The organism is Niveibacterium microcysteis (assembly GCF_017161445.1).
In the GTDB taxonomy this organism is placed as follows: domain Bacteria; phylum Pseudomonadota; class Gammaproteobacteria; order Burkholderiales; family Rhodocyclaceae; genus Niveibacterium; species Niveibacterium microcysteis.
Genome location: NZ_CP071060.1, coordinates 4093571 through 4118686 on the forward strand (window position 1 = coordinate 4093571; position 25116 = coordinate 4118686).

General features: G+C 66.0%; 22 protein-coding genes. 14 read left to right on the forward strand and 8 right to left on the reverse strand.

Going from position 1 to position 25116, the window contains the following annotated elements:
* Positions 1 to 4 precede the first annotated feature (4 nt).
* The 8 genes from JY500_RS18665 (at position 5) to JY500_RS18700 (ending at position 10368) form a co-directional block, all read left to right on the forward strand.
* A complete protein-coding gene (locus JY500_RS18665; RefSeq protein ID WP_206254134.1) occupies positions 5 to 1261 on the forward strand; it encodes a hypothetical protein in 1257 nt (418 codons plus the stop codon).
* Positions 1262 to 1313: 52 nt separating this feature from the next.
* The gene (locus JY500_RS18670) at positions 1314 to 1700 is read left to right on the forward strand and encodes a hypothetical protein (RefSeq protein ID WP_172203348.1); all 387 of its coding nucleotides are present in this window, start codon (positions 1314 to 1316) and stop codon (positions 1698 to 1700) included.
* Between the two features lie 29 nt (positions 1701 to 1729).
* On the forward strand, positions 1730 to 2992 hold the full coding sequence (locus JY500_RS18675) for a hypothetical protein (protein WP_206254135.1): 1263 nt from the start codon (positions 1730 to 1732) through the stop codon (positions 2990 to 2992).
* The gene (locus tag JY500_RS18680; RefSeq protein ID WP_206254136.1) at positions 2958 to 3431 is read left to right on the forward strand and encodes a hypothetical protein; all 474 of its coding nucleotides are present in this window, start codon (positions 2958 to 2960) and stop codon (positions 3429 to 3431) included. The genes JY500_RS18675 and JY500_RS18680 overlap by 35 nt, the downstream gene beginning before the upstream one ends.
* Positions 3432 to 3560: 129 nt before the next feature.
* Entirely contained in the window at positions 3561 to 5660 is a 2100-nt protein-coding gene (locus tag JY500_RS18685; protein ID WP_172203351.1) for a molybdopterin-containing oxidoreductase family protein, read from the forward strand.
* Positions 5657 to 7435 carry a DUF885 domain-containing protein gene (locus JY500_RS18690; protein ID WP_206254137.1) on the forward strand — a complete coding sequence of 593 codons (1779 nt, stop codon included), beginning with the start codon at positions 5657 to 5659 and terminating at the stop codon, positions 7433 to 7435. Before JY500_RS18685 ends, JY500_RS18690 begins: the two co-directional genes overlap by 4 nt.
* 30 nt (positions 7436 to 7465) lie before the next feature.
* On the forward strand, positions 7466 to 8260 hold the full coding sequence (locus tag JY500_RS18695) for a TIGR00266 family protein (protein WP_172203353.1): 795 nt from the start codon (positions 7466 to 7468) through the stop codon (positions 8258 to 8260).
* A gap of 125 nt (positions 8261 to 8385) precedes the next feature.
* Positions 8386 to 10368 carry an acetoacetate--CoA ligase gene (locus tag JY500_RS18700; RefSeq protein ID WP_206254138.1) on the forward strand — a complete coding sequence of 661 codons (1983 nt, stop codon included), beginning with the start codon at positions 8386 to 8388 and terminating at the stop codon, positions 10366 to 10368.
* Here JY500_RS18700 and JY500_RS18705 read toward each other — a convergent pair.
* The 8 genes from JY500_RS18705 to gatC all read right to left on the reverse strand — a co-directional run bounded on the left by JY500_RS18705 (position 10360) and on the right by gatC (position 18006).
* Positions 10360 to 10788: a GNAT family N-acetyltransferase gene (locus tag JY500_RS18705; protein WP_206254139.1), complete on the reverse strand. Its 429-nt coding sequence runs from the start codon at positions 10786 to 10788 to the stop codon at positions 10360 to 10362. The genes JY500_RS18700 and JY500_RS18705 overlap by 9 nt on opposite strands.
* Before the next feature lie 195 nt (positions 10789 to 10983).
* Positions 10984 to 12141 carry an ABC transporter substrate-binding protein gene (locus JY500_RS18710; protein ID WP_206254140.1) on the reverse strand — a complete coding sequence of 386 codons (1158 nt, stop codon included), beginning with the start codon at positions 12139 to 12141 and terminating at the stop codon, positions 10984 to 10986.
* A gap of 334 nt (positions 12142 to 12475) precedes the next feature.
* Positions 12476 to 13936, reverse strand: a complete 1461-nt coding sequence (gatB, locus tag JY500_RS18715; RefSeq protein ID WP_172203357.1) for an Asp-tRNA(Asn)/Glu-tRNA(Gln) amidotransferase subunit GatB — start codon at positions 13934 to 13936, stop codon at positions 12476 to 12478.
* A 57-nt stretch (positions 13937 to 13993) separates the two neighbouring features.
* The gene (locus JY500_RS18720) at positions 13994 to 14596 is read right to left on the reverse strand and encodes a hypothetical protein (protein ID WP_172203358.1); all 603 of its coding nucleotides are present in this window, start codon (positions 14594 to 14596) and stop codon (positions 13994 to 13996) included.
* Positions 14593 to 15222: a LysE family transporter gene (locus JY500_RS18725; protein ID WP_172203359.1), complete on the reverse strand. Its 630-nt coding sequence runs from the start codon at positions 15220 to 15222 to the stop codon at positions 14593 to 14595. Before JY500_RS18725 ends, JY500_RS18720 begins: the two co-directional genes overlap by 4 nt.
* Positions 15219 to 16691: an Asp-tRNA(Asn)/Glu-tRNA(Gln) amidotransferase subunit GatA gene (gatA, locus tag JY500_RS18730; protein WP_206254141.1), complete on the reverse strand. Its 1473-nt coding sequence runs from the start codon at positions 16689 to 16691 to the stop codon at positions 15219 to 15221. Before gatA ends, JY500_RS18725 begins: the two co-directional genes overlap by 4 nt.
* Positions 16692 to 16718: 27 nt before the next feature.
* On the reverse strand, positions 16719 to 17705 hold the full coding sequence (locus JY500_RS18735; RefSeq protein WP_206254142.1) for an aldo/keto reductase: 987 nt from the start codon (positions 17703 to 17705) through the stop codon (positions 16719 to 16721).
* 13 nt (positions 17706 to 17718) lie between these two features.
* Positions 17719 to 18006: an Asp-tRNA(Asn)/Glu-tRNA(Gln) amidotransferase subunit GatC gene (gene gatC, locus JY500_RS18740; RefSeq protein ID WP_206254143.1), complete on the reverse strand. Its 288-nt coding sequence runs from the start codon at positions 18004 to 18006 to the stop codon at positions 17719 to 17721.
* Positions 18007 to 18239: 233 nt separating this feature from the next.
* Here gatC and JY500_RS18745 point away from each other — a divergent pair, with 233 nt between their 5' ends.
* From JY500_RS18745 to JY500_RS18770, 6 genes are all read left to right on the forward strand, one after another.
* Positions 18240 to 19283, forward strand: a complete 1044-nt coding sequence (locus JY500_RS18745; RefSeq protein WP_172203363.1) for a rod shape-determining protein — start codon at positions 18240 to 18242, stop codon at positions 19281 to 19283.
* Between the two features lie 105 nt (positions 19284 to 19388).
* The gene (gene mreC / locus JY500_RS18750; protein WP_172203364.1) at positions 19389 to 20303 is read left to right on the forward strand and encodes a rod shape-determining protein MreC; all 915 of its coding nucleotides are present in this window, start codon (positions 19389 to 19391) and stop codon (positions 20301 to 20303) included.
* A 1-nt stretch (position 20304) separates the two neighbouring features.
* A complete protein-coding gene (gene mreD / locus JY500_RS18755) occupies positions 20305 to 20826 on the forward strand; it encodes a rod shape-determining protein MreD (protein WP_206254144.1) in 522 nt (173 codons plus the stop codon).
* Positions 20827 to 20842: 16 nt separating this feature from the next.
* Positions 20843 to 22723: a penicillin-binding protein 2 gene (gene mrdA, locus JY500_RS18760; RefSeq protein WP_206254145.1), complete on the forward strand. Its 1881-nt coding sequence runs from the start codon at positions 20843 to 20845 to the stop codon at positions 22721 to 22723.
* On the forward strand, positions 22720 to 23847 hold the full coding sequence (gene rodA, locus JY500_RS18765; RefSeq protein WP_206254146.1) for a rod shape-determining protein RodA: 1128 nt from the start codon (positions 22720 to 22722) through the stop codon (positions 23845 to 23847). The genes mrdA and rodA overlap by 4 nt, the downstream gene beginning before the upstream one ends.
* Positions 23844 to 24953, forward strand: coding sequence for a septal ring lytic transglycosylase RlpA family protein (locus tag JY500_RS18770; RefSeq protein ID WP_206254147.1), 1110 nt, complete (start codon positions 23844 to 23846; stop codon positions 24951 to 24953). The genes rodA and JY500_RS18770 overlap by 4 nt, the downstream gene beginning before the upstream one ends.
* The last annotated feature ends 163 nt before the right edge of the window (positions 24954 to 25116 follow it).

Genomic DNA, 25116 nt, shown 5'->3' on the forward strand with positions numbered 1-25116 from the left:
GGCCATGCAGCCTTACGCCCTCCTCTTTGCCTGCTGCATCGCGTGCCCGGTGACGGCCCAGGCAGTCGAGGTGTCGTCCGAAACGGCAGGCGAACTGCGCTTGAACGGCTTCGCAACATTGGTTGCCACACGGGCCGACAGCGGCGGTGCGGCCGACTACCGCAGCGCGAACTACCTGAGCGCAGGCTCGGACCGGACCCGCGAGTGGGACTTCCAGAACGATTCGATCCTCGGCCTGCAAGCCTTGTGGTCGCCGCCGGTATCCGGCGTCACCGTCGTCGCGCAGGGCGTACTCGCGAATGACACGCACGACGACTTCAAGCCGCGCATGGACTGGCTCTTCGTCGGCTGGCAACCATCGGACGCGGTGAAGGTACGTGCCGGGCGAACCCCGTTCCCCGCGATGATGGATTCCGAGGTGCGCTGGCTCGGTCATGCACGACTGACCACCACGCCGCAGCCCGAGACCTATTTTCATCTGCCGATGACGTCGCTTGACGGCGCATCGCTGCGCTGGCGCCACGACATCGAGGGTCGCTACCTGCAACTGCGCGCTGGCTTCGGGCAGACGGACTTCGACACCGCCTCGCGGACCGGCGTTTCTTCAGTCGATCTGCGTCGTGTCACGGCCGGTAGCGTCGAACTGGGCGGCGAGGTCTGGCGGGCCTACCTCGGCGGCTTTCGCACCCAGGCAAGGGTGCACTCGGCACCGCTGGCGTCGCTGCATAACGCACTCGCCGCATTGGCACCCAGCCAACCCGTCGCGGGCGAAATGGCGGCGGCCTACCCCACTGATTGGTTCCCGGTTTCGCAGGTCAGCCTTGGCTTCGAATACCTCGGCGCGCCGTGGTCATTCAAGACCGAGGCGGTGCGGCGCAGCTCCGACACCTTGCTGATCTACGCGGTACGGGGCTGGTACGCCGTGGGCGGCTACACGATCGGCGCCTTCACGCCCTTTGTAACGGCCGGGCGCCAATGGCAGAACAGCGATCTGTCGCCGAAGCAATTGCCAACCGGCACGCCCGGCGGCGCGGCGCTGTCCGCCTTCTACAACGCCACGCTGATCGGCCTGGCGCAACGGCGCATTGGCGCCGGCGTGCGCTACGACCTGCCGGGTGGCGCAGCGCTCAAGCTGCAGTACGACCGGCTCAAGCTGGACGAGGCGAACTCGCGCGGCATGTTTGTCAACCCGCAACCCGGATTCATCGGCCGTACCGACCCGATCAATGTGCTCTCGCTCGCGCTGGACTATCAGTTCTGACTCGCTGCGCGGGCTTCTGCTGGCATGTTTGCTGGCGACCTGCGGGGATGTCGTGGCCGCCGATCCCAACGGGGTCGGCGCCATCGCGGTCGTGGTGCGCAGCGATTCGTCGATCCGCCTCATGACGCGCGACGAGGTCTACGCCATGTTCGTGCTCGACAGGCGTGGCGACTTCCACCCGATTGACCTGCCCGAGAGCGACCCGACACGCGGCGCTTTCTACATGCGGCTGGCGCAGAAGAACCTGACCATGATGCGTGCGCTTCGCTCGAAGCTGGTATTCACCGGCGCCGGCCGCCCGCCACAGCAACTCGACATGCCCTCGCTGCTTGGCCGCCTGGCCGCAGACCACAAGGCGATTGCGTACCTGCCGGCCGCCGATCTGCCATCCGGCACGCGCAGCGTGGCGATTCTGCAGCCGGACCCCTCGGCACCCTGAACGATCCCGCATCAAACAGGAGGACCGGCATGCATCGATCGCCACGAGGACGGATCACCCTTGCCGTCTCGGCCGCGCTTGCCGGCCTTGCTGCGCACGGCGCGAGCGCCAGCGATTGGGGTGAGCTGCGCATCGATGGATACGCCACCCTCGCGGCGACACGCGCCGACACCGATGGCTTGGCCGACTTCCGTGCGGCGCAGTTCCAGAGCGTCGGAAGCGGCCGCACCCGCGACTGGGACTTCGCAAACGACTCCAACTTCGCGCTGCAACTGACCTGGGATACCCCTCTGCCGACGTGGCGCGTGGTTGCGCAGGTGATCGCCGCGAACGACACCTACGACGACATCAAGCCCCGCGTTGATTGGCTGTATGCAGGGTGGGCACCGCGCGACGACATCCTGCTTCGGCTCGGACGCTACCCGATGCCTTCCGGCATGCAATCAGAAACCCGCTGGGTCGGGAACAGCCGGCTGGAGGTCCGGGCACCGCTCTCGGTGTACTTCCCGATGCCGCTAACCTCGCTCGACGGCGCGGACCTCAACCTCACCAGCAACTGCGGCGGCGCCCGCGTACGCAGCAGGCTCACCTATGGCACCAGCAAGGTCAATCTGCAAAGCCGCATCGGTGACGCAGCGGTGACGGTGCGCGATCTCGTCAGCCTGTCGTTCGATGCTTCACAGGGGCCTTGGCGCGGTTACATCGGCGCCTTTCATGCCGATGTGAAGAACGTGTCGCCGGTATCCAGCCAGCTCAACGCGGTACTGACCCAGGTGTCGGCCAGTTACCCGCCGGCTGGAATGCTCGCTTTCAACTACAACACCGGCTACAACAGCACCTGGCAGTTCGATTTCGGCTTGGAGTACCAGGACGCCCCATGGACCGCGCGTGCCGAAGCGATCTACCGCAAAAGCCCAACCAAGCTCGTAGCGCAGCAGTTCGACTGGTATGCGAGCGCCGGTTACGCAATCGGGCGTTTCACGCCGTTTCTGGCGGCTGCGCAAATCACTTTCGACGACAACTACGGGCCGGAGCCCGTGCCGACGGCACCGCCCGCCGCCGTGGCCGCCGTCCGCGCGTACAACGCATCGCTGACAACGCTGGAAAGCACGATTCTGAGCGCCGGCATCCGATGGGATCTCGATCGCGGCTTTGTGCTCAAGGCGCAGTACGACAACCATACCCTGGACGGCGCCAAGTCGCGCGGCGTCTTTGCCAACGCCCAACCGGGCTTCGACGGCCGAAACACGGCGATCCATGTCTTCACGCTGGCGCTGGACTATCAGTTCTGACCCTTGGCGTCGCGACGGCCTCTGCCGGCAAGCGGCAGCGCTCGCCCTGGTCGCGCTCGGCTGTCTGGCGGCCAGCGCACAAGCAATCGAGGTGGCGATCGTGGTGCGCGCCGATTCAGCGCTGACCGGCCTCAGCCGCGATGACGCCTACGCCATGTTCGTGCTGGACCAACGCCGCGGCTACACGACCTTCGACCTGCCGGATACCGACCCGGCTCGCGAAGCCTTCTACCAGCACCTTGCCGGCAAGAACCTCGCGATGATGCGCGGGCTGCGTGCTCGGCTGGTGTTCTCCGGTCAAGCGCGCCCGCCACGGCAACTCGGCAGCGCAGAGCTGATCCCGCTCCTGCTCCACGATCCAAAGGCCGTCGGCTATCTGCCGATCGAACTCGTTCCACCCGGGTTGCGGGTGCTGCTCCCGCTGGGCGACATCCCTTAGCGCGGCGCGCTCGTCGTAACACGGCAGCACGCCACGCGCGGGCACGACGCACGCGGGTGTGACTCCCGCCCGCCGGAACACATAGAATCTCGCTTTCCGGCTACCCGCCGGCCCCCCGGAGCGAGCGCCATGAGCGAAATCACCCCCACTGCCGGCAAGCGCGTCGTGCGCGCCGCCTGCCCACACGACTGCCCCGATACCTGCGGCATGCTCGTCACCGTTGAGGACGGTCGCGCAACAAAGATCCAGGGCGCCCCCGATCTGCCGATCACCAACGGCGCGCTGTGCACCAAGGTTGCCTTCTACCTTGAACGCACCTACTCCGAGCAACGCCTGCAGTACCCGATGAAGCGTGTCGGCAAGAAGGGCGAAGGCAAGTTCGAACGGATCAGCTGGGACGAGGCGCTCGACACCATCGCCGCCAAGTTCAAGGCAATTGCCGCGGACGACCCGCGCGCAATCACGCCATACAGCTACGCCGGCACCATGGGCCTGGTGCAGGGCAGTTCGATGGATCGGCGCTTCTTCCACCGCCTGGGCGCCTCCTTCCTCGCCCGCACGATCTGCGCCGAAGCCGGCTTCCAGGGTTACAAGGCAACCATCGGCGCGACGCTCGGCACCGACCCGGAAGCCTTCGCGGACGCGCCCTACATCATCATCTGGGGCGCCAACCCGGTCGTCTCGAACCTGCATCTGTGGAGCCGGGTGCAGGAAGCCAAGCGGCGCGGCGCGCGCGTCGTCTGCATCGATCCGCTGCGCACCCAAACCGCCGAGAAGAGCCACTGGCACCTGCAGCCCTACCCCGGTACCGACGGCGCGCTAGCGCTGGCGATGATGCATGTGCTGGTGCGCGACAAGCTGCTCGACCACGACTACATCCGCGACTACACACTTGGGTTCGAACAACTGGCGGAGCGTGTGCGCGCGTGGACACCCGAACGTGCCGCACGCGAAACCGGGCTCGCCGCCGCCGACATCGAACAGCTCGCGCGCGAATACGGCAGCGCCAAGCCCGCTGCGATCCGCGTCAACTACGGGCTCAATCGCTGCGCAGGCGGCGGCAGCGCGATGCGCGCGATCACCTGCCTGCCCGCACTGACCGGTCACTGGCGCCACGCCGCCGGCGGCGTGCTGTTGTCGACCTCCGGCACCTATGCGGTAGACGGCGCGGCGCTAGAACGCCCCGACCTCTACCCGGAAGACCCGCGCTTCCCGCCGCGCACGATCAACATGAGCACGATCGGCGACGAGCTGCTGTATCGCGACGACCCTAAAGTGCGCGCGATCATGGTCTATAACTCGAATCCGGTTGCGGTGGCGCCGGATTCGAACAAGGTGCGCGCCGGTTTCGGCCGCGAGGATCTGTTCGTGGTGGTGCACGAGCTGTTCCAGACCGACACCGCGGACTACGCCGACATCCTGCTGCCGGCGACAAGCCAGCTCGAACACTGGGATGTGCACAAGAGCTACGGCCATCTCAACGCGCTGGCCAACGTGCCGGCAATCGATCCGCTCGGCGAGGCACGGCCCAACACCTGGGTGTTCCGCGAACTGGCGCGCCGCATGGGCTTCACCGAGGCCTGCTTCACTGAGGACGACGAGGCCATCGCGGCGCAGGCCTTCCGCAAGGATCACCCGCGCAACCAGGGCTTCGACTGGGAAACGATGAAGCGCGACGGCTTCCAGCGCATGGCGCTGCCAACGCCGTTCGCCCCCTTTGCCAAGGGCGGCTTCCCGACGCCTTCGGGCAAGTGCGAGTTCTACTCCGCCTCGCTTGAGGCACAGGGCCACGACCCGCTGCCGACCTACGTGCCTCCGCACGAGGGGCCAACCTCCAACCCGGCGCTGGCGGCAAACTACCCGCTCGCCTTCATCAGCCCACCTGCGCGCAACTTCCTCAACACCACGTTTGCCAACATCCCGCGCTTCTTGAAGGCCGAGGGCAAGCCCTGGCTCGACATGCATCCGCAAGACGCCGCCGCGCGCAACCTGGCCGACGGCCAGCGTGTGCGCATCTTCAACGACCGCGGCGCCTTCCACGCAACGTTGAGGGTGGACGCGGCACAGCCCGGTGTCCGCGCCGGCGTGGTCAGCGCGCCGTCGATCTGGTGGCAGAAACTCTCCGGCGACGGTGAAAACGCCAACGCGGTGACCTCGCAAGCGCTCACCGACCTGGGCAACGGCCCGACCTTCTACGACTGCCTGGTGCAAGTGGAGGCCGCAGCGTGAAGAAGCCCGAGATGCGCCATTCGGTCGCCGCCGCGCTGATCGCCAGCCTGTTTGCTGCGGCGCCGCCGGCGAATGCCGATGTGGCGCCGGTTGTACCCACCAATCCCGTCTCGCGCGCCGATGCGAGCTTCGACACCTTCAAGCAGGGCTTCATCGACGCCCTGCTGACACAAAACCCGGAATGGGCCTTGCAGGTCGGCCAGTATCGCGACGCGCAGCGCCTCGCCATTCCGGACCCCGCGGCAGACCTTGCGTTCGCACAGAAATGGCTCGGGCAACTCGCGCGCCACCCGGTCGGGCAATTGTCCGAATCGAACCGCGTCGACCGCGCGTTGATCGAGAACCAGCTACGCAGCATCCAGTGGTACCGCAGCCAATTCCGCAACCTGGAATGGGATCCGAGCGAATGGAACATCGGCGAAGGCTTCTCGATCCTGCTGACGCGCGACTACGCGCCGCGCGACGCCCGCCTGCTCGCGATCTCGGCCCGCCTCGCACAGGTACCGGCTTACTACACGGCAGCCCGGCACACAGTGCGTCGCCCGACGCTGGAACACACGCGACTCGCGATCCAGCAAAGCCAGGGCGTGCTCGATCTGCTTGGCGTGCCGCTCGAATCGGCGATCAACGACTCGACGCTTGACGAAGCGCGCCTTGCCGAGCTGCGCACGCGCGCGTCGCTCGCGCGGCAAGCGGTGCGTGAATGGATCGCCCATCTCGAAACGATGCTGCCGCGCCTGACGCGCGGCGAGGCACGCAGCTTCCGCATCGGGCCAGCGCTGTATGCGCGCAAGTTCGCCTACGACATCCAGACCGATCTGACACCGACGCAGCTCTACCGCGCCGCGCTGACCGAGAAGGAGCGCCTGCACGCGAAGATGGATGCGCTCGCCGCAACACTGTGGCCCAAGTATTTCGCCGATACGCCGCTGCCTGCCACGCGGCTGGAGCGCATCAGCCAGCTGATCGGCAAGCTCTCGGAACGTCACGTCGCGGCGGCAGACTTCGTTGACGAAGTGAAGCGGCAGATCCCGCAGCTTGAGGCCTGGGTGCGCGATCACGACTTGCTGACGCTGGACCCGGACAAACCGCTGCAGGTGCGCGAGACACCGCTGCACAAACGCGGCGTGGCTGGCGCTTCGATCGATGCCCCCGGCCCTTTCGACCCAGCGGCGACCACCTGGTACAACGTCGATCCGCTCGACAACGAGCCCGCCGCCGAGCAGGAAAGCACCCTGCGCGAATACAACCACTGGATGCTGCAGATCCTCAACATTCACGAAGCGGTGCCTGGCCACTACGCGCAGCTGGTCTACGCCAACCGCTCGCCCAGCCTGGTGAAAAGCCTGCTCGGCAACGGCGCAATGATCGAAGGCTGGGCGGTGTACGCCGAGCGGATGATGCTCGAATCCGGCTGGGGCAACCACGAGCCGGAGATGGAGCTGATCTACGCGAAGTGGGCGTTGCGGGTGGTGTGCAACACGATCCTGGACTACAGCGTGCATACGCTGGGCATGACCGAAGCGCAGGCGATGCGCCTGCTGCGCGATGAAGCCTTCCAGCAGGAAGCGGAAGCACAGGAGAAATGGCGCCGTGTGCAGCTCACCCAGGTCCAGCTGACCAGCTACTACAGCGGTTTCGCCAGCATCTACGCGCTGCGCGAGGATCTACGCCGCCGCGAAGGTGAAGCCTTCAACCTGAAAGCCTTTCATGAGCGCTTCCTGTCTTTCGGCAGCGCACCGGTGAAATACATTCGTCAGATGATGCTGCACTGAAGCGGCACGAATCCAAAAGGAGAGACCACCATGGCCATGGATGTTGTGGACTACGAGATCAAGGGCGACGCGATGCAGTTCGTCGAGATCGAACTCGATCCCGGCGAGGCGGCGATCGGCGAAGCCGGCGCGATGATGTTCATGGAAGACGGCATCGAGATGGACACCATCTTCGGCGACGGCTCCAGCGCGCAGCAGGGCCTCTTCGGCAAGCTGATGGGAGCAGGCAAGCGCCTGCTGACCGGCGAGTCGCTGTTCACCACGATCTTCCACAACGAAGGCAGCGGCAAGAAGCGCGTCGCCTTCGCCGCCCCCTTCCCGGGCCACATCGTGCCGGTGGATCTGGCGAAGATCGGCGGCACGCTGATCTGCCAGAAGGATTCCTTCCTCTGCGCGGCGCGCGGCGTCTCGATCGGCATCGCCTTCCAGCGCAAGCTCGGCGCAGGCCTGTTCGGCGGCGAGGGCTTCATCATGCAAAAGCTCGACGGCGATGGCATGGCCTTCGTGCACGCCGGCGGCACGCTCGTGGCGAAGGAACTGCGCGCAGGTGAAACGCTGCGGGTCGACACCGGCTGCGTCGTGGCCTATGAATCGAGCGTGGACTTCGACATCCAGTACGTCGGCCGCATCAAGAGCGCGCTGTTCAGTGGTGAAGGCCTGTTCTTCGCCACGCTGCGCGGCCCCGGCAAGATCTGGCTGCAATCGCTGCCGCTATCGCGCATGGCCAACCGCATCGTGATGGCTGCGCCGGCGGCGGGCGGGCAGTCGCGCGAGGAAGGCTCGGTACTGGGTGGCCTCGGCCGCCTGCTCGACGGCGACAACTGATCGCCCACGATCCGCCGCGCGCTCCGGCGCCGGCGGATCGCGCCAGATAGTCGCCGCAGCGCCTGACGCCACCGAGCCAGTCCGCGCATGATTCGCCGATCTGCATTCATGAACGGAGACGACGGATGGAAGATCTGATCGCCTGGCGCCCTTCCGACGCAATGATCAAGGCCGCACGCATCACCGCGTTCGGCGATTGGCTGGCCCGCGAGCGCGGCCTGCGCTTCGATGACTACGCGCAGCTGTGGCAATGGTCGGTAGACGAACCCGATGCGTTCTGGTGCGCCGTGTGGGACTGGTTCGACATCCGCGCCGATGGGCCACGCGGTCGCGCGCTGGCTGATGCCGCGATGCCGGGCGCCAAGTGGTTTCCGGGCGTGCGCCTCAATTACGTCGATCAGGTGTTCCGCCACGCCAATGATCAGCGCCCTGCGATCGTGTTCCGCAACGAGGCGGGGGCGGCACGCGAAGTCAGCTGGGCGCAACTGCAACGCGAAGTCGCCGCGCTCGCGGCGTCGCTGCGCGCCATGGGCATCGGGCCGGGCGACCGCGTTGTCGCCTACATGCCCAACATCCCGGAAACGGTCAGCGCCTTCCTCGCTGTCGCGAGCCTCGGCGCTGTGTGGTCGATCTGCTCGCCAGACATGGGCCGCGTCGCGGTGCTGGACCGTTTCCGCCAGATCGCGCCGAAAGCGATGCTGGCCGTCGACGGCTACCGCTACGGCGGCAAGACGCACGACCGACGCGAGCTGGTCGCCGAACTGCTCGTCGAGCTCCCCACGGTAGCGCATCTCGTGCTGCTGCCGCAGCTCGATGCAGCGATCGACGCGACGAGCTTCCGTAACGGCGTCAGCTGGGCCAGCGTCACGCAGGGCGATGCGCCGCTCGTCAGCACGCCAGTACCCGTCGACCACCCGTTGTGGGTGGTGTATTCCTCCGGCACCACCGGGCTACCCAAACCGATGGTGCATGGGCAGGGCGGCGTGGTGCTGGAGCATGTAAAGCTCGCCGGCCTGCACCTGGATCTCGGCCCGAACGATCGCTACCACTGGTTCAGCAGTACCGGCTGGATGATGTGGAACGCGCAGATCGCCGGCCTGCTCGTCGGGGCGACGATCTGCATTTACGACGGCAGCCCCGGCTACCCCGATCTGACCGCGTTGTGGCGCTTCGCTGGCGAAACCCGCGTGAGCTATTTCGGCGCCGGCGCGGCCTTCTATGCTTCCTGCCAGAAAGCCGATATTCACCCCGCCGAAGTGGCCAATCTTTCCGAACTGCGCGGGCTTGGCTCGACCGGCTCACCGCTGTCGCCCGAGAACTACCAGTGGCTGTACGACGCGGTGCGCAGCGACATCTGGATCAGCCCGATCTCGGGCGGCACCGATATCGTCAGCGCCTTCGTCGGCGGCGTGCCGACGCTGCCGGTGGTGCGTGGCGAAATGCAGTGCCGCTGCCTCGGCGCGCGCATCGAAGCCTTCGACGAAGCGGGCAAGGCCTTGCATGACGAAGTCGGCGAGCTCGTCTGCACTGCGCCGATGCCCTCGATGCCGCTCTACTTCTGGAACGATGCGGGCAACCGACGCTACCTCGACAGCTACTTCGATGTGTACCCCGGCATCTGGCGCCATGGCGACTGGGTGCGCATCACGCCGCGCGGCGGCGCGGTGATCTATGGCCGATCGGATGCCACGATCAACCGCCACGGCATCCGCATGGGCACGAGCGAGCTGTATCGCGCGGTAGAAGATCTGCCGGAGGTAATCGATAGCCTCGTGGTCGACCTCGAATACCTTGGCCGCGAATCCTACATGCCGCTGTTCGTTGTGCTGCGAGAAGGCGAAACGCTGACGCCCGCGCTCGAATCCGCGATCCGCGAGCGGATCAAGCAGGCGCTGTCGGCGCGCCATGTGCCGAACGACATCTTCCAGGTCGCCGCCATCCCGCGCACGATGTCCGGCAAGAAGATGGAATTGCCGATCAAGAAGCTGATGATGGGCCAGCCGCTCGAAAAGGTCGCCAACCCGGACACCATGGCGAACCCGGAAAGCCTCGCATGGTTCGTCGACTTCGCGCGGCAGCGCGCAGCGGCCGGTGCTGCATCAGCCTGAGGTGTAGATGCCGGGCTGGTGGCGCTCCATGTAGCGATCGGGCGCCGCCAGCGCGGTGAAGCCGTAGCGTGCGTAGAGGCCGTGCGCGTCGCCGGTCACAAGCACCATGCGGCGCAGCCCCTGCAGATCCGGATGCGCGACCACGGCATCCATCAACTGCTTCGAATAGCCCTGCCCACGGTGAGGCGGCAGCACGAACACGTCGGCCAGATAGGCGAACGTCGCCCTGTCCGTAATCATGCGACCGAACGCGATTTGCGCCTCACCAAGGAAGCCGCCGAAGCACAGCGAATTCGCCACAGCTCGGTCGAAAACCGCCCGCGGCAGGCCCTTCGACCAGTACGCCTCCTGCGACAGAAAGCGATACACGGCGTCGAGATCAAACTCGGCCACTACAGTCGAGATGCGCAGCGCCGTCATGGCCGCCCCCCGACCGCGCTCGCCGTATCCGCGCGCGCCACCCGGCGGTCGACGGCGACCAATCGAATTCCGCCCGCGCTGCAGATGTTGCAACCAGCAATGACAGGCAAGAAGCGCGGCATGGCGGCATCTCCAGAAAAGAAGCTGCATGCTACGGGGCCGCGCCGCGGCGGAACAAGCGGCACGGCTGCCGCGTCAGCGCACCAGCTCGCCCTGCCTGCCGATGATGGCCACTTCGACGAAGCGCGAGCCTTGCCGCGACGCACCGCCAAACGAGATGTCAAAGCCGCCGATGTCGAAGCCCCGCAGCCCCTGCAGCGCGGCGCCCAGGCGCGCCGCGTCGGCATTGCTGCCGGCACGCCGCAGCCCTTCGATCAGCACCTGCGCCGATACATAGCCTTCGAGCATCACGGAATTCACCGTCAGCGCGGCCGCGTCGTCCTCGCTCACGCCGCCCTGCTTCAGATCGTTCACGAAGCGTCGCATCAGCGCTGCGCTGGCGTTTCCCGCCGCTGGCACGGTCTGCGTGACGAGCAGGCCGCGGGCGCGATCGCTGCCCACACGCTCGGCAATCCAGCGCCCGTCTGCCGACGAGAGCGTCATCATCACCGCGTGGCGCGGATCGCGCTGGTAACTCGCCACCATCGCCGCCACCAGCGTGGGGTCGGTCACCGCGAACAGCACCGCCTGATGCGGCACGCGAAATGCAGCGTCGATGGCGTCGCGCACGTTCGGCAGCTCGCGCACCGCACCGTTGGCCTTGTAGTCGTAGGCGACGCGGGCAACCAGGCGAATGCCATGTTGCGCCGCTAGCGCATTGGCCAGCGCGAGCAGCTCGCTGCCAACCTCGTCGCGCTGATGCACCAGCACCAGTTCGCGCATGCCCGACATCTCGCAGTGCTGGAACAGGGCCTTGATCTCGTCGCGATAGCTGGCTCGGGTCACGAACACTTGACCGGGCCCGGATTCCAGCACGCGTGCAACCCCAGCACGCGGCCCCACCAGCGGCAGGCCGAGCGCCTCGGGCAGGCGCGCTTGCAGCAAGGCCAGGCTGGCCTCGTTGCTGCTCAGTCCGAACAGCGCGATCGGTTTTGTCTGCTCGACCAGCGCACGGATCGCGGCGAGCGCCTTGTCCGGCTGCTGTTCATCGTCCCGCACGACCAGTCGCAGCTTGCGCCCTGCGACGCCACCGCGCGCGTTGATCGCGTTAAACGCCACCATCGCGCCGGTGCGCAAGTCATTGCCGATCTGCGCGCTGGTGCCGGTAAAGCTCGCCACCTGCGCGACAACCCAGTCACCGGCTGCCGATGTGGGCCCGGCCCACAGCATGCCGATCGTGATCAGCCATGCCACCCATGTCCCTTGCTTCGTCCCCGCCACTCCGCCTCCCGGAAGTCGATCCCCCGGCCGCCCCCGCGGCCGCGGTTGATGCATGCCCCGCAGCCGTGCCACGGGGAGCGGGATGATAGGCACCGCTCAAGAGCGAAACCGATACCCCTTCCCTCGACGGAATTGCCCTTTTTCAGTGCGCGATGACGACGGCGCCGCGAGCCCGCTGCAAGGCCGCTCGCGCTGAGTGCTGCCCCGGACTGTGAGATTGACGGCAGCGGGACGGGCGCCGAAAAGCAAACGGCCGGGCCGCGACTCGCGTCGCGCCCGGCCGTCTGTTTGAGCCGAATGACTGCCGTCAGGCGCCCAGCTTCTTCTTCAGCAGTTCATTGACCTGCGCCGGCGAAGCCTTGCCCTTGCTCGCCTTCATCACCTGACCAACCAGCGCGTTGAAAGCCTTCTCCTTGCCGGCGCGGAACTCCTCCACCGACTTCTGGTTGGCCGCCAGCACCTCGTCGATGATCGGCTCGATCGCAGACAAATCGGTGACCTGCTTGAGGCCCTGCTTCTCGATCGCCTCGTCAGCACTCGTCGCGTCGCCATTCCACAAGGCATCAAAAACCTTCTTGGCGGCCGAGTTCGAGATCGTGCTGTCGGCAATGCGTGCGAGCATGCCAGCCAGCTGCGCGGGCTTGACCGGCGCATCAGTGATGTCGCGGCCTTCCTTGTTCAGACGCGCGGCCAGCTCACCCATCACCCAGTTGGCCGCGGGCTTTGCCGATGCCGCGCCGACGATGGCAACGGTGTCGACGTAGTACTGCGCCATCTCGCGGCTAGCGGTGAGTGTTGCCGCATCGTAGGCGGAGAGCTGGTACTCGCCACGGAAGCGTTCCTGCAGGGCGGCCGGCAGCTCGGGCAACTCACCCTTCACGCGTGCGATCCATTCGTCGGAGATCACCAGCGGCAGCAGATCGGGGTCGGGGAAGTAGCGGTAGTCCTGCGCATCTTCCTTGCTGCGCATTGCGCGGGTTTCGCCCGCATCCGGGTCGAACAGCACGGTGGCCTGCTGGATCGTGCCACCGTCTTCCAGCGTTTCGATCTGGTAGGCGATCTCGGCTTCGATCGCCTCCTTGAGGAAGCGGAAGCTGTTGAGGTTCTTCACCTCGCGGCGCGTACCTAGCTTCTCGGTGCCCTTCTTGCGTACCGACACGTTGGCGTCGCAACGGAAGGAGCCTTCCTGCATGTTGCCGTCCGAAATATCGATCCAGCGCACCAGCGAATGCAGCGCGCGGGCGTAGGCCACGGCTTCGTCCGACGAGCGCATCACCGGCTCGGTGACGATCTCCAGCAAGGGCGTGCCGGCGCGGTTCAGGTCGATGCCCGACATGCCGTGGAAGTCTTCGTGCAGCGACTTGCCGGCGTCTTCCTCAAGGTGCGCGCGGGTCAGCTCGATGACCTTCTCGTAGGCCTTGTCGCCCTCGCCGACCTGCACCGTGATCGTGCCGCCCTGGACCACCGGCAGCTCGTACTGGCTGATCTGGTAGCCCTTCGGCAGGTCGGGGTAGAAGTAGTTCTTGCGCGCGAAGATCGAAGTCGACGCGACCTTGGCACCGATCGCTAGCCCGAAGCGGATCGCCCGCTCGACCGCGCCGCGGTTCAAGACCGGCAGCACGCCCGGCAGCGCGATGTCGATCGCCGAGGCCTGGCGGTTCGGCTCGGCGCCGAAGGCGGTGGAACTGCCGGAAAAGATCTTCGATTGCGTCGAGAGCTGAACATGTGTCTCCAGCCCGATCACGACGTCCCAGTCGGCTCTGCTCATTTCGTGTCTTCCAATCCCGGCGCTGCACTACTTGCAGCGCCGCGTCTCAAATCAGGTTCAGTTACAACGGTTGACCCGCCGGTCGTACAGGATCGGCAGGATGTAATCCATCGTCGATGACGGTTTGCAGTACTGCTCGCAGTTGCTGTAGGCCAGCGTCACCTTGGGGCCCTGCTCCCACATCCGCAAGGTACAGCGGCCGCTGCGCGCCTTCAGCTCGACCGAAGGCATGCGCTGCGTCTGCGTGAAATCGGGCAGCGCAAATTCGCACACACCGCCCAGCGGCGTCGCCAGCCGCGTGCGCAGGTAATGCACATTGCCGTCAGCGACTTCGATGTCGGCCTGCGCGGTGTGGTGCCGTTCGTCGTGCGCCGCGCAGCGGAACGTCACATTGAGCGGCTTGGCTTCCATTGCCTTCTTGGGCCGCCCGACAGCGGGCGCGGCGGGGCTGGGTGGCGTCGGCTTCAGCGGCACCGCGGGCAGCGGGCGATCCGCACCCTTGCCGCTCGGCGCCTTCTCGGCCATCACCGGCGGCTTGGCCGGTTCGAACACTTCGTCCTCACCTTTCTTGCCAACCTTCTCCGTCGCGCAAGATGCCAGCAAGGCGAGACTCAGCGCCACCGCCACACGACGCGCCACCAGCGACACCCGCGCGCTCATGCTGCGCGTTTGAAGTTCGCCAGCAGCAGCCCGACACACACGAACAGACTGCCGAAGAAACGGTTGGTCCAGCGAATGTGATTCGGGTCGCGCAGCGCCGCCAGCACACGCGCCGCGAGCAAGGTGTAGCCGCTCATGACGACCGCGTCGGTGAAGAACAGCGTGCCGGCGCAGATCAGGTACTGCAGCGCCTGCGGCGCATGCGGGTCGATGAACTGCGGCAGCACCGCAAGCATGAAGATGATGCCCTTCGGATTGCTCGCATTGACCAGGAAACCGCGCAACACCAGCGCGCCGCGCGCAGCCGGCACCACCTCACCGGCATCCTCCACCAGCGGCTTCGGCTCTGCCCGCCACTGCTGCACGCCAAGCCAGATCAGGTAGGCGACACCGAACCACTTGATCGCCATGAAGGCCACGTTCGAGGCCGCGAGGATCGCGCCCAGGCCGAGTGCAACGACCAACACCAGCAGCCCGACGCCGGCCTGCAAGCCCAGGATGTTCCAGGCCCCGCGGCGGAAGCCGTAGCGCAGGCCCGCAGTCATGCACGACAGCGCGCCGGCACCCGGCGACAGGCTGATCAGCCACGACGCTGCAAAGAACGCGAGCCAGGTCTCGAATTTCACAGCGCGGGCGCCTTGGTGTGGAAGTCCGTCGCCAGCTGGAAGCGGTGCGCGATTTCGAGCATCCGAGCTTCATCGAAGTAGTTGCCGATCATCTGCAGCCCAACCGGCAGCCCACCGGCACCGAAGCCGCAGGGAATCGACATCGCCGGCAGGCCGGCGAGGTTGATCGCGACGGTGTAGATATCGGCGAGGTACATCTGCACCGGATCGTCCGCCATCTGGCCGATCGGCCACGCGGTGGTCGGGCTGGCCGGCCCAAGCAGCACATCGCACTGCGACAGCGCGGCCTTGAAGTCCTCCGCGATCAGGCGGCGCAGCTTGAGCGCCTGCAGGTAGTAGGCATCGTAGTAGCCGTGCGACAGCACATAGGTGCCGACCATGATGCGGCGCTGCACTTCGCGGCCGAAGCCTTCGGCGCGGCTCTTGCAATACATGTCCATCAGGTCGCGGTATTCCGCGGCGCGGTGGCCGTAGCGCACGCCGTCGAAACGGCTGAGGTTAGAGCTCGCCTCGGCCGGCGCGATCACGTAGTAAGCCGGGATCGCCAGCTCGGTCTTCGGCAGGCTCACTTCGACGCGCACCGCGCCGAGCTTTTCCATCTCGCGGATCGCGGCTTCGATCGCTTCGCGCACATCGGCGGCGAGGCCCTCGCCGAAGTATTCCTTCGGCACGCCAAGGCGCACGCCGGCAAGCGGCTTGGCCGGATCGGCCGGCGCCTTCGCGAGCAGGCGGGTGTAGTCCTCGGTCTCGCGCTCGGCGGAGGTCGAATCCTTCTCGTCGAAGCCAGCGAAGGCGTTGAGCAGGATCGCGCAGTCCTCGGCGCTCTTCGCAAACGGACCGCCCTGATCGAGCGACGACGCATAGGCCACCATGCCCCAGCGCGACACGGCGCCGTAGGTGGGCTTCAGGCCGGTGACGCCGCACAGCGAGGCGGGCTGGCGGATCGAACCGCCGGTATCGGTACCGGTGATCGCCGGCGCCAGGCGCGCCGCCACCGCAGCCGCGGAGCCGCCCGAAGAGCCGCCCGGTACGCGCGACACATCCCACGGGTTCTTCACCGCGCCGTAGGCCGAGTGCTCGTTGGTCGAACCCATTGCGAACTCGTCGCAGTTGGTCTTGCCCAGCATCACCGTGCCGGCCGCCTTGAGGCGCGCCACGACGGTGGCGTCGTAGGGGCTGACGAAGTTCGACAGGATCTTCGAGCCGCAGGTCGTCAGCACGCCCTCGGTACAGAAGATGTCCTTGTGCGCGATCGGGATGCCGGCGAGCGGGCCCACCGCCCCGGCCGCGCGTGTGGCATCGGCGGCCGCCGCCTGCGCCAGCGCGCCATCACGGTCGACCGTGATGAAGGCGTTGAGCGCCGGGTTCAGCGCGGCGATGCGGTCGAGGAAAGTCTGCGTCAGCTCGACGCTGGAAAACTGTTTTGCCGAGAGGCCGGCAGCAAGCTGTTTGAGGCTCAGTTCAAGCACGTTGGATCCGTGTGGCAGTGCCCGCGATCACCAGAGGTGGTGTACCGAAGGCTTGATCAATCGTTCGTAGATATCGCGCACCGCCGCCATTTCGGCGTCGGTGAGCGCACGCAGTCCTTCGACTGCAAGGTTGGCGTCGAGCTGGTCGGGGCGGGATGCGCCCGGAATCACCGTCGACACTTGCGGGAACATCAGCACCCAGCGCAGCGCCCAGAGCGCCAGCGGCGTGTGGTCCGGGAACACCCGCTTGAGTTCCTCGACCGCCTGCAGGCCCAGTTCGTACGGCACGCCCGAGAAGGTCTCGCCCTTGTCGAACGCAGCGCCATCGCGGTTGAAGTGACGATGGTCTTCCGCACCGAAGGTGGTCTCGCGGCCGAACTTGCCCGACAGCAATCCGCTCGCCAGCGGCACCCGCACGATCACGCCGATGTCGCGCTTGGCCGCCTGTTCGAAGAACAGCCCGGCCGGGCGGTGGCGGAACATATTGAAGATGATCTGCACCGTGGTCACGTTCGGGTACTCGATCGCCTTCAGCGCCTCCTCGACCTTCTCGACGCTGACGCCGAGGTTGAGGATCTTGCCCTCGCGCTTGAGGTCGTCGAACAGGCCGAAGATTTCGGGCCGGTAGAACACCTCGGTCGGCGGGCAGTGCAGCTGGATCAGGTCCAGCGCGTCGAGGCCGGTGTTCTTCAGGCTGGCCTCGACAAACCCGCGCAGGCGCTCGACGGTGTAGCCGGCATTCACATGCGGCGAAATCTGGCGGCCGCATTTGGTGGCCACGAACACGCGCTCGCGCCGCGCGCGCACGACACGGCCGACCGCGGCTTCCGACATCCCGGCCGAATACACGTCGGCGGTGTCGATGAAGTTGATGCCGGCGTCGATCGCGCGATTCAGGATCGTCTCGGCGTTGGCGTCCGAAAATACATCGCCCCAGCGTCCACCGACCTGCCAGGTACCCAGCGCGATCTCGGAAACATCAAAACCGGTCTTGCCCAGCCTGCGTTGCTGCATGGCAGCCTCCCGCTTACTCGATGACCTTCGGAACCAGGTAGAGACCGTCTTCCGCCTGCGGCGCCACCGCCTGATAGGCGTGGCGACGATCGGTTTCCGACACGCGGTCTTCGCGCAGGCGCTGCGCAACGGCCTGGGGGTGATAAAGCGGTTCGACACCGGTGGTATCGACAGCCTGCATGCGTTCAATCAGGCCGAAAATCCCGTTGAGCTTTTCCTGCGAGGCCGCGGCCTCCTGTTCGTCCAGCTCGAGCCGGGCAAGCCGCGCGATGCGGTGAACGTCGTCGTGAGTCAGCGACATGGCCGGAATTTCATTCAAAACAAGGAATTGAATAGGTTATCATAGACCCTTTACCCGCCCTAGCCGGACGGGTGCTGGGCACCGCCGAACGGCGGTTTGCTGCCAAGCGTGGGCTCATTCGCTCGCGGAACGGCCGCCCCGGTTCGCGACATCCGCAACCGGCCATGCGCCACAAGGGCGCACCCCGCACCGCCCCGGGCACACCCCCAGACAAAACACGGATTTACTCAGACATGTTCGGATTCCTGCGTTCCTATTTTTCGAACGATCTCGCGATCGACCTCGGCACTGCCAACACCCTGATCTACGTCCGCGGCCGCGGCATCGTGCTCGACGAACCGTCGGTCGTTGCGATCCGCACCGAAGGCGGCCCCAACGCCAAGAAAACGATCCAGGCCGTCGGTGCGCAAGCCAAGCAGATGCTGGGCAAGACGCCGGGCAACATCACCGCGATCCGCCCGATGAAGGATGGCGTGATCGCCGACTTCACCGTCACCGAGCAGATGCTCAAGCAGTTCATCAAGAAGGTGCATCCTTCTTCGATGCTCGCGCCGAGCCCACGCATCATCATCTGCGTGCCCTGCGGCTCGACCCAGGTCGAGCGCCGCGCGATTCGCGAATCGGCGCTCGGCGCCGGCGCCTCGCAAGTGTTCCTGATCGAAGAACCAATGGCCGCCGCAATCGGCGCCGGCCTGCCGGTGGCGGACGCGACCGGCTCGATGGTGGTCGACATCGGCGGCGGCACCACCGAGGTGGGCGTCATCGCGCTGGGCGGCACGGTGTTCGCCAACTCGGTGCGCGTCGGCGGCGACAAGTTCGACGAAGCGATCGTCAACTACATCCGCCGCAACTACGGCATGTTGATCGGCGAAACCACCGCCGAGAACATCAAGAAGGAAATCGGCTCGGCCTTCCCGGGCTCCGAAGTGCGCGAGATGGAAGTCAAGGGCCGCAACCTGGCCGAAGGCATCCCGCGCGGCTTCACGATTTCCAGCAACGAGATCCTCGAAGCGCTGGCCGATCCGCTCAACTCCATCGTCTCGGCCGTCAAGAACGCGCTCGAGCAGACCCCGCCGGAACTGGGTGCCGACATCGCCGAACGCGGCATGGTGCTGACCGGCGGTGGCGCGCTGCTGCGCGACCTCGATCGCCTGCTGATGGAAGAAACCGGCCTGCCGGTGATCGTCGCCGATGATCCGCTGACCTGCGTCGTCCGCGGCTCGGGCATGGCGCTCGAAAAAATGGACAAGCTCGGCAACATCTTCGCCAACGAGTAAGCTCGCCGCGAAGCAAGCCACTTGGCAGCGCGCGCGTGAAGCGCGCGTTGCCCGTTCACCCCACGCCGCAGGCTTTCCGCACGCGAACCGAAGCGCCCAGACACCATGTCCGTCGTCGGTCACCAGCCTCCTCCATTTTTCAAGCGCGGCCTGCCAGCCTCTGCGCGGCTCACGCTCTACCTTGTGCTGTCGATCGGTCTGCTGGTCGCGGATTTGCGTTTCCGCTATCTCGAAACCGTGCGCCACGGCGTCACGGTGCTGACGTATCCGCTGCAGATCGCTGCTTCAACACCGGCCGAGTGGGCGAATCGGACCTACGACTATTTCTCGTCGCTCAGCAGCCTGCAGAGCGAGATCAAGAGCCTGCGCGCCCGCGCGCTGGATGATGCGAAACGGCTGCTGCGCCAGCAGAGCCTGGAAAACGAGAACCATCAGCTGCGCGAGCTGCTCGCGATGCGTGAGCGTGTCGGCGCCCGCAGCATCGCCGCCGAAGTGCTCTACACCGCGCGCGATCCGTTCGCACGCCGTGTGATCATCGATCGTGGCGAGCGCGACGGCATCGAGCGCGGACTCGCGACGATCGACAACGCCGGCGTGGTCGGCCAGGTGACCCGCGTGTTCCCGCTGCAAGCGGAAGTGACGCTGCTGACCGACAAGGACCAGGCGATTCCGGTGAAGGTCGTACGCACCGGCCAGCGCGCCGTGATGTTCGGCGCCGGCGGCGGCATGCTCGAACTGCGTTACCTCGCGGCCAACGCGGACGTCGAACCCGGCGACGTGGTCGTTACCTCGGGGCTTGATGGAATCTACCTACCCGACCTGCCGGTCGCGAAAGTCGTGAAGGTCAATCGCGACGATGCACGCGGCTTTGCACGCTTCGTCTGCCAGCCGGTCGCCGGCATCGAACGCAGCGGTGCCGTGCTAGTGATCGGCCGCAACGTCAAACCGCTCGAAGACCCTACCGCCAACGATCCGGCCCCGGCCGCAACCACGCCGGGCGGCCGCCCGAAGAGGAAGTGACATGCAGCCGACGCACCGCTCCAGCCGAATCCTGCTGCCGGTCCGCATGGGCTGGGTGTGGATCACCCTGTTCCTCGGCCTGACCCTGAATCTGGTTCCTACCCGCGCACTGCCGGGCGTGCCGGACTTTGTCGCACTGGTACTTGCCTTCTGGTGCGTGCGCGAACCGCTACGCGTCAACATGGGCGCCGGCTTCTGGCTCGGCCTGCTGACCGACATCGGCTACGGTTCGGCGCTCGGCCAGCATGCGCTGGCCTATGTGCTGCTCGCCTTCATCGCGAGCACGATGAGCCGCCGCCTGCTGTGGTTCCCGCCCGCGGCACAGGCGCTGCAGATGGTGCCGCTGTTCCTGATGACGCAGATCGTCATGCTGGTGGTGCGCCTGATCGCCGGGGCGGAATTCCCGGGTTGGGAGTACTTCTTCACCACCTTCACCACCGCGTTGCTGTGGTTCCCCGCGCACTTCGTGCTGCTGCTGCCGCAGATGCAGCCGATCGAGCGCGACCAGAACCGTCCTCTCTGAGCGGCGTCGAAGATCGATGGAATTCAAGACACCCGAACAGGAGATCTCGCGCTTCCGCGGCCGCGTGCTGGCAGCGAGCGTGTTCGTCTTTTTCTGTTTCGGCCTGCTGGTTGCGCGCTTCGTCTGGCTGCAGGTGATCAAGCACGATTACTACAGCACGCGAGCGGAGGACAACCGCATCTCGCTGGTACCGATCGTGCCGAACCGCGGCCTGATCGTCGATCGCAACGGGCTGGTGCTGGCGCGCAACTACTCCGCCTACACGCTGGAGATCACGCCAAGTCGCATCAAGGATCTGGATGCCACGATCGACGCACTGGCCGGCATCGTCGACATCCAGCCGAAGGACCGCAAGCGCTTCAAGAAGCTGCTCGAAGAGAGCAAAACCTTCGAGAGCCTGCCAATCCGCAACCGCCTGACCGATGAGGAAGTCGCGCGCTTCGTCGCACAGCGGTACCGCTTCCCGGGCGTCGATATCAAGGCGCGCCTCTTCCGCCAGTACCCGGAAGGGGAGTTCGCCTCGCATGTGCTGGGCTACATCGGCCGCATCAACGACAAGGAAAAGACGCGCATCGAGGAAGATGACGACCGTGCGGCGAACTATCGCGGCACCGAGCACATCGGCAAGAGCGGACTTGAGCAGAGCTACGAGGATGAACTCCACGGCACCACCGGCTTCGAGCAGATCGAAGTGGATGCCGGTGGCCGCGCAGTGCGCTCGCTTGCGCGCACCCCGCCGGTGCCGGGCCGCAAACTCGTACTGACGCTGGACAGCCAGTTGCAGAAGATCGCCGAGGCGGCCTTCGGCAACCGGCGCGGCGCACTGGTGGCGATCGAACCGGGCACCGGTGGCGTGCTGGCACTGGTGTCCAAGCCCACCTTCGACCCCAATCTGTTCGTTGACGGCATCGACCCGCAGAACTGGGATGCGCTGAACAATTCGCCGGACCACCCGCTGATTCACCGCGCGATCTACGCCTCGTATCCGCCCGGCTCGACCTTCAAGCCCTTCATGGCGACTGCCGCACTGATGACGGGCAAGCGCACGCCGTCGCAGGCGATTTCGGACCCCGGCTACTTCTGGTTCGGCGGCCACCAGTTCCGCGACGACAAGAAGGGCGGCCACGGCTCGGTCGACATGGCCAAGTCGATCATCGTCTCCTGCGATACGTACTACTACGCGCTCGCCAACGACATGGGCATTGATTCCATCGCGCGCACGCTGGGCCAGTTCGGGCTCGGTTCGCGCACCGGCATCGACATCGGCGGCGAAGCGACTGGCGTGCTGCCCTCGCCGGAGTGGAAGAAGAAGCGCTTCAAGAAGCCGGAGCTGCAGAAGTGGTACGCCGGCGAAACCATCTCGGTTGGCATCGGGCAGGGCTACAACAACTACACGATGCTGCAGATGGCGCACGCGACCGCCACGCTCGCGGCCGGTGGCGTGATGTACAAGCCGCACCTGGTCAAGTTTGTGCAGGATCCGCGCACCAACGAGAAGCGCGTCATCGAGCCGGAGCCGATGAAGACGATCCCGATCAAGCCGGAGCATGTGAAGGTAATCCATGACGCCATGGTGGGCGTGATCAAGTACGGCACCGGCGCGCGCGCCTTTGCTGGCGCCCCCTACGTCGCGGCTGGCAAGACCGGTACCGCTCAGGTCTTCTCGCTCAAGGGCGGCAAGTACGAATCGCACAAACTCGGCGAGCGCCTGCGCGACCACGCGCTGTTCATCGCCTTTGCCCCGGTGGAAGCACCGAAGATCGCGCTCGCGATCCTGGTCGAGAACGGCGGCTTCGGTGCCGAGTCGGCCGCGCCGATCGCGCGCCAGGTGCTCGACTACTACCTGCTCGGCAAGGTGCCGGAAGGTGCGGCACCAGAACAACCGGGGGCGGAATGATCCTGCAACGCCTGTGGCGCCGCATCGCGGCGCCGATCGACCCATTCCTGTTCTCGCTGTTGATGATGCTGATCGGCTTCACGACCGTGGTGCAGTTGTCGGCCTCGCCCGATCGCATTCAGGCGCAACTGATCAACACGGGCGTGGCGCTCGCGGTGATGTGGGTGGTTGCCAACATCTCGCCGCAGCGGCTGCAAACTCTCGCGCTGCCGCTTTATGTGGTGGGCGTGCTGCTGCTCGTCGCGGTGGCGCTGTTCGGGCAGATCTCGAAGGGTGCGCAGCGCTGGCTGGATCTGGGCATCATGCGGATTCAGCCCTCCGAGCTGCTGAAGATCGCGATGCCGCTGATGCTGGCCTGGTACTTCCAGATCCGTGAGGGCTCGCTCGCGGTGCGCGACTTCATCGTTGCGACCGTGCTGCTTGCGATTCCAGTCGGCCTGATCGCCAAGCAGCCCGACCTTGGCACCGCAATCCTGGTGCTGTCCGCCGGGCTGTTCGTGATCTTCTTCGCCGGCCTTTCGTGGAAGCTGATCGCGCCGGTGATGCTGGCCGGCGCAGTTGGCGTGGGCGCAATCGTCGCGACAGAAGACAAGATCTGCGCACCGGATGTGCAATGGCCTGGCCTGCGCGACTACCAGAAACACCGCATCTGCACCCTGCTCGACCCAACCTCCGACCCGCTGGGCAAGGGCTTCCATACCATTCAGTCCGAGATCGCGATCGGCTCCGGCGGCGTGCTCGGAAAAGGCTGGCGCAATGGCACGCAGACCCAGCTCGAGTTCATCCCGGAACGCCACACCGACTTCGTCTTCGCGGTGATCTCGGAAGAGTTCGGCCTGATCGGCAACATCGGCCTGCTGTTCACCTTCCTGCTGGTGATCCTGCGCGGCCTGCTGATCGCAGCGAACGGGGCCACCGTGTTCGGGCGCCTGCTGGCTGGCGCGATCTCGCTGTCCTTCTTCACCTACGCGTTCGTGAACATGGGCATGGTGACCGGCATCCTGCCGGTGGTGGGCGTGCCGCTGCCGCTGGTGAGCTACGGCGGCACTGCGCTGGTGACGCTTTGCCTGGGCTTGGGTATCCTGATGAGTGTTGCCCGCCACCGGACGCTGCTCCAGAAATGATCCGCCGCGTTTTCCGTAACGGTTCCACCCGCCTGCCGGTCGGCACGCTCTCGGCGTTGGCCGCCGCGCTGGTGCTGTCGGCGTGCGCCACGTCGCCCGCCCCGGTCAGCCCGCAACCCGAAGCGCGGCCGCAGCCGCCCAGCGCCTCCGGCAGCAAGCCGAAGGTGGTGCAGAAGAAGGGCGGCGGCTACTACAAGGACGACGGCCCCGGCGACGACATTCCGGACAACCTCGATTCGGTACCGGACGCAGAACCCAAAGCCGAGCCGCTGCATCGCTTTGCCAATAATCCGTACAACGTGTTCGGCAAGGAATACGTGCCGGCGCAACAGGTCGCACCGTATCGTGAGCAAGGCCTCGCGTCCTGGTACGGCCGCAAGTTCCACGGTAAGCCGACCTCAAGCGGCGAGAAGTACGACATGTACGGCATGACCGCCGCACACCCGACGCTGCCGATCCCGAGCTATGCGCGCATCACCAACCTGCGCAACGGCAAGTCGGTGATCGTGCGAATCAACGACCGCGGCCCTTTCCACACCGGCCGCTCAATCGATCTCTCGTACGCCGCAGCCTACAAGCTCGACTATCTCGATACCGGCCACACCGACGTCGAGATCGAAGCCATCGTGCCGGAAGGCATCGAGGTCATCGCCGAGAACATCCCGCCGATCCGCCAGCGCGGGCCCGCACCGAAGCGCGTGCCGCTCAAGCCGGTGCCGCCTGAGCCGGTTGAAGTGGCCAGCGCGAAGCCGGCGCCGGCGGCGCCCGCAAGTACCCGGGTCGATGCTCCGGTGCTTGCGGCCGCACCGATCAGCGCAACTGCAGTCACCGAGCTCAAGCCGCTTAACACCGCAAGCCCGGCCGCGCCGAAGACCAGCGGCATCTTCCTTCAGCTCGGTGCTTTCGCGAGTGCCGCCAACGCCGAGAGCTTCCGCAAGTTCGTCAGCCACGAAATGAGCTCGCTCGCTGGCCAGTTGCAGGTTCTGGCGCTCGATGGCCGCTTCCGGCTGCATGCGGGCCCCTACGCCAGCGAGAGCGAAGCCCGCGGCATTGCAGACCGCATCAGCGCAGCCCTGCGCTTCAAGCCCTTCGTCATCACACGTTAAGCCCGGTCTCGGGCGCTCTGCATAGCCACTGACCGATAAGCAACTTGGTTAGATTTTGTTTTTATATTTGCCCAAATATAACTAACCGGCTACCTTGGAAACACTCCCCCCGCCGGCCTGATCCTCAGGCCTCCTGTCCTCGCGCGTGCAGCGCGAGTTCGTT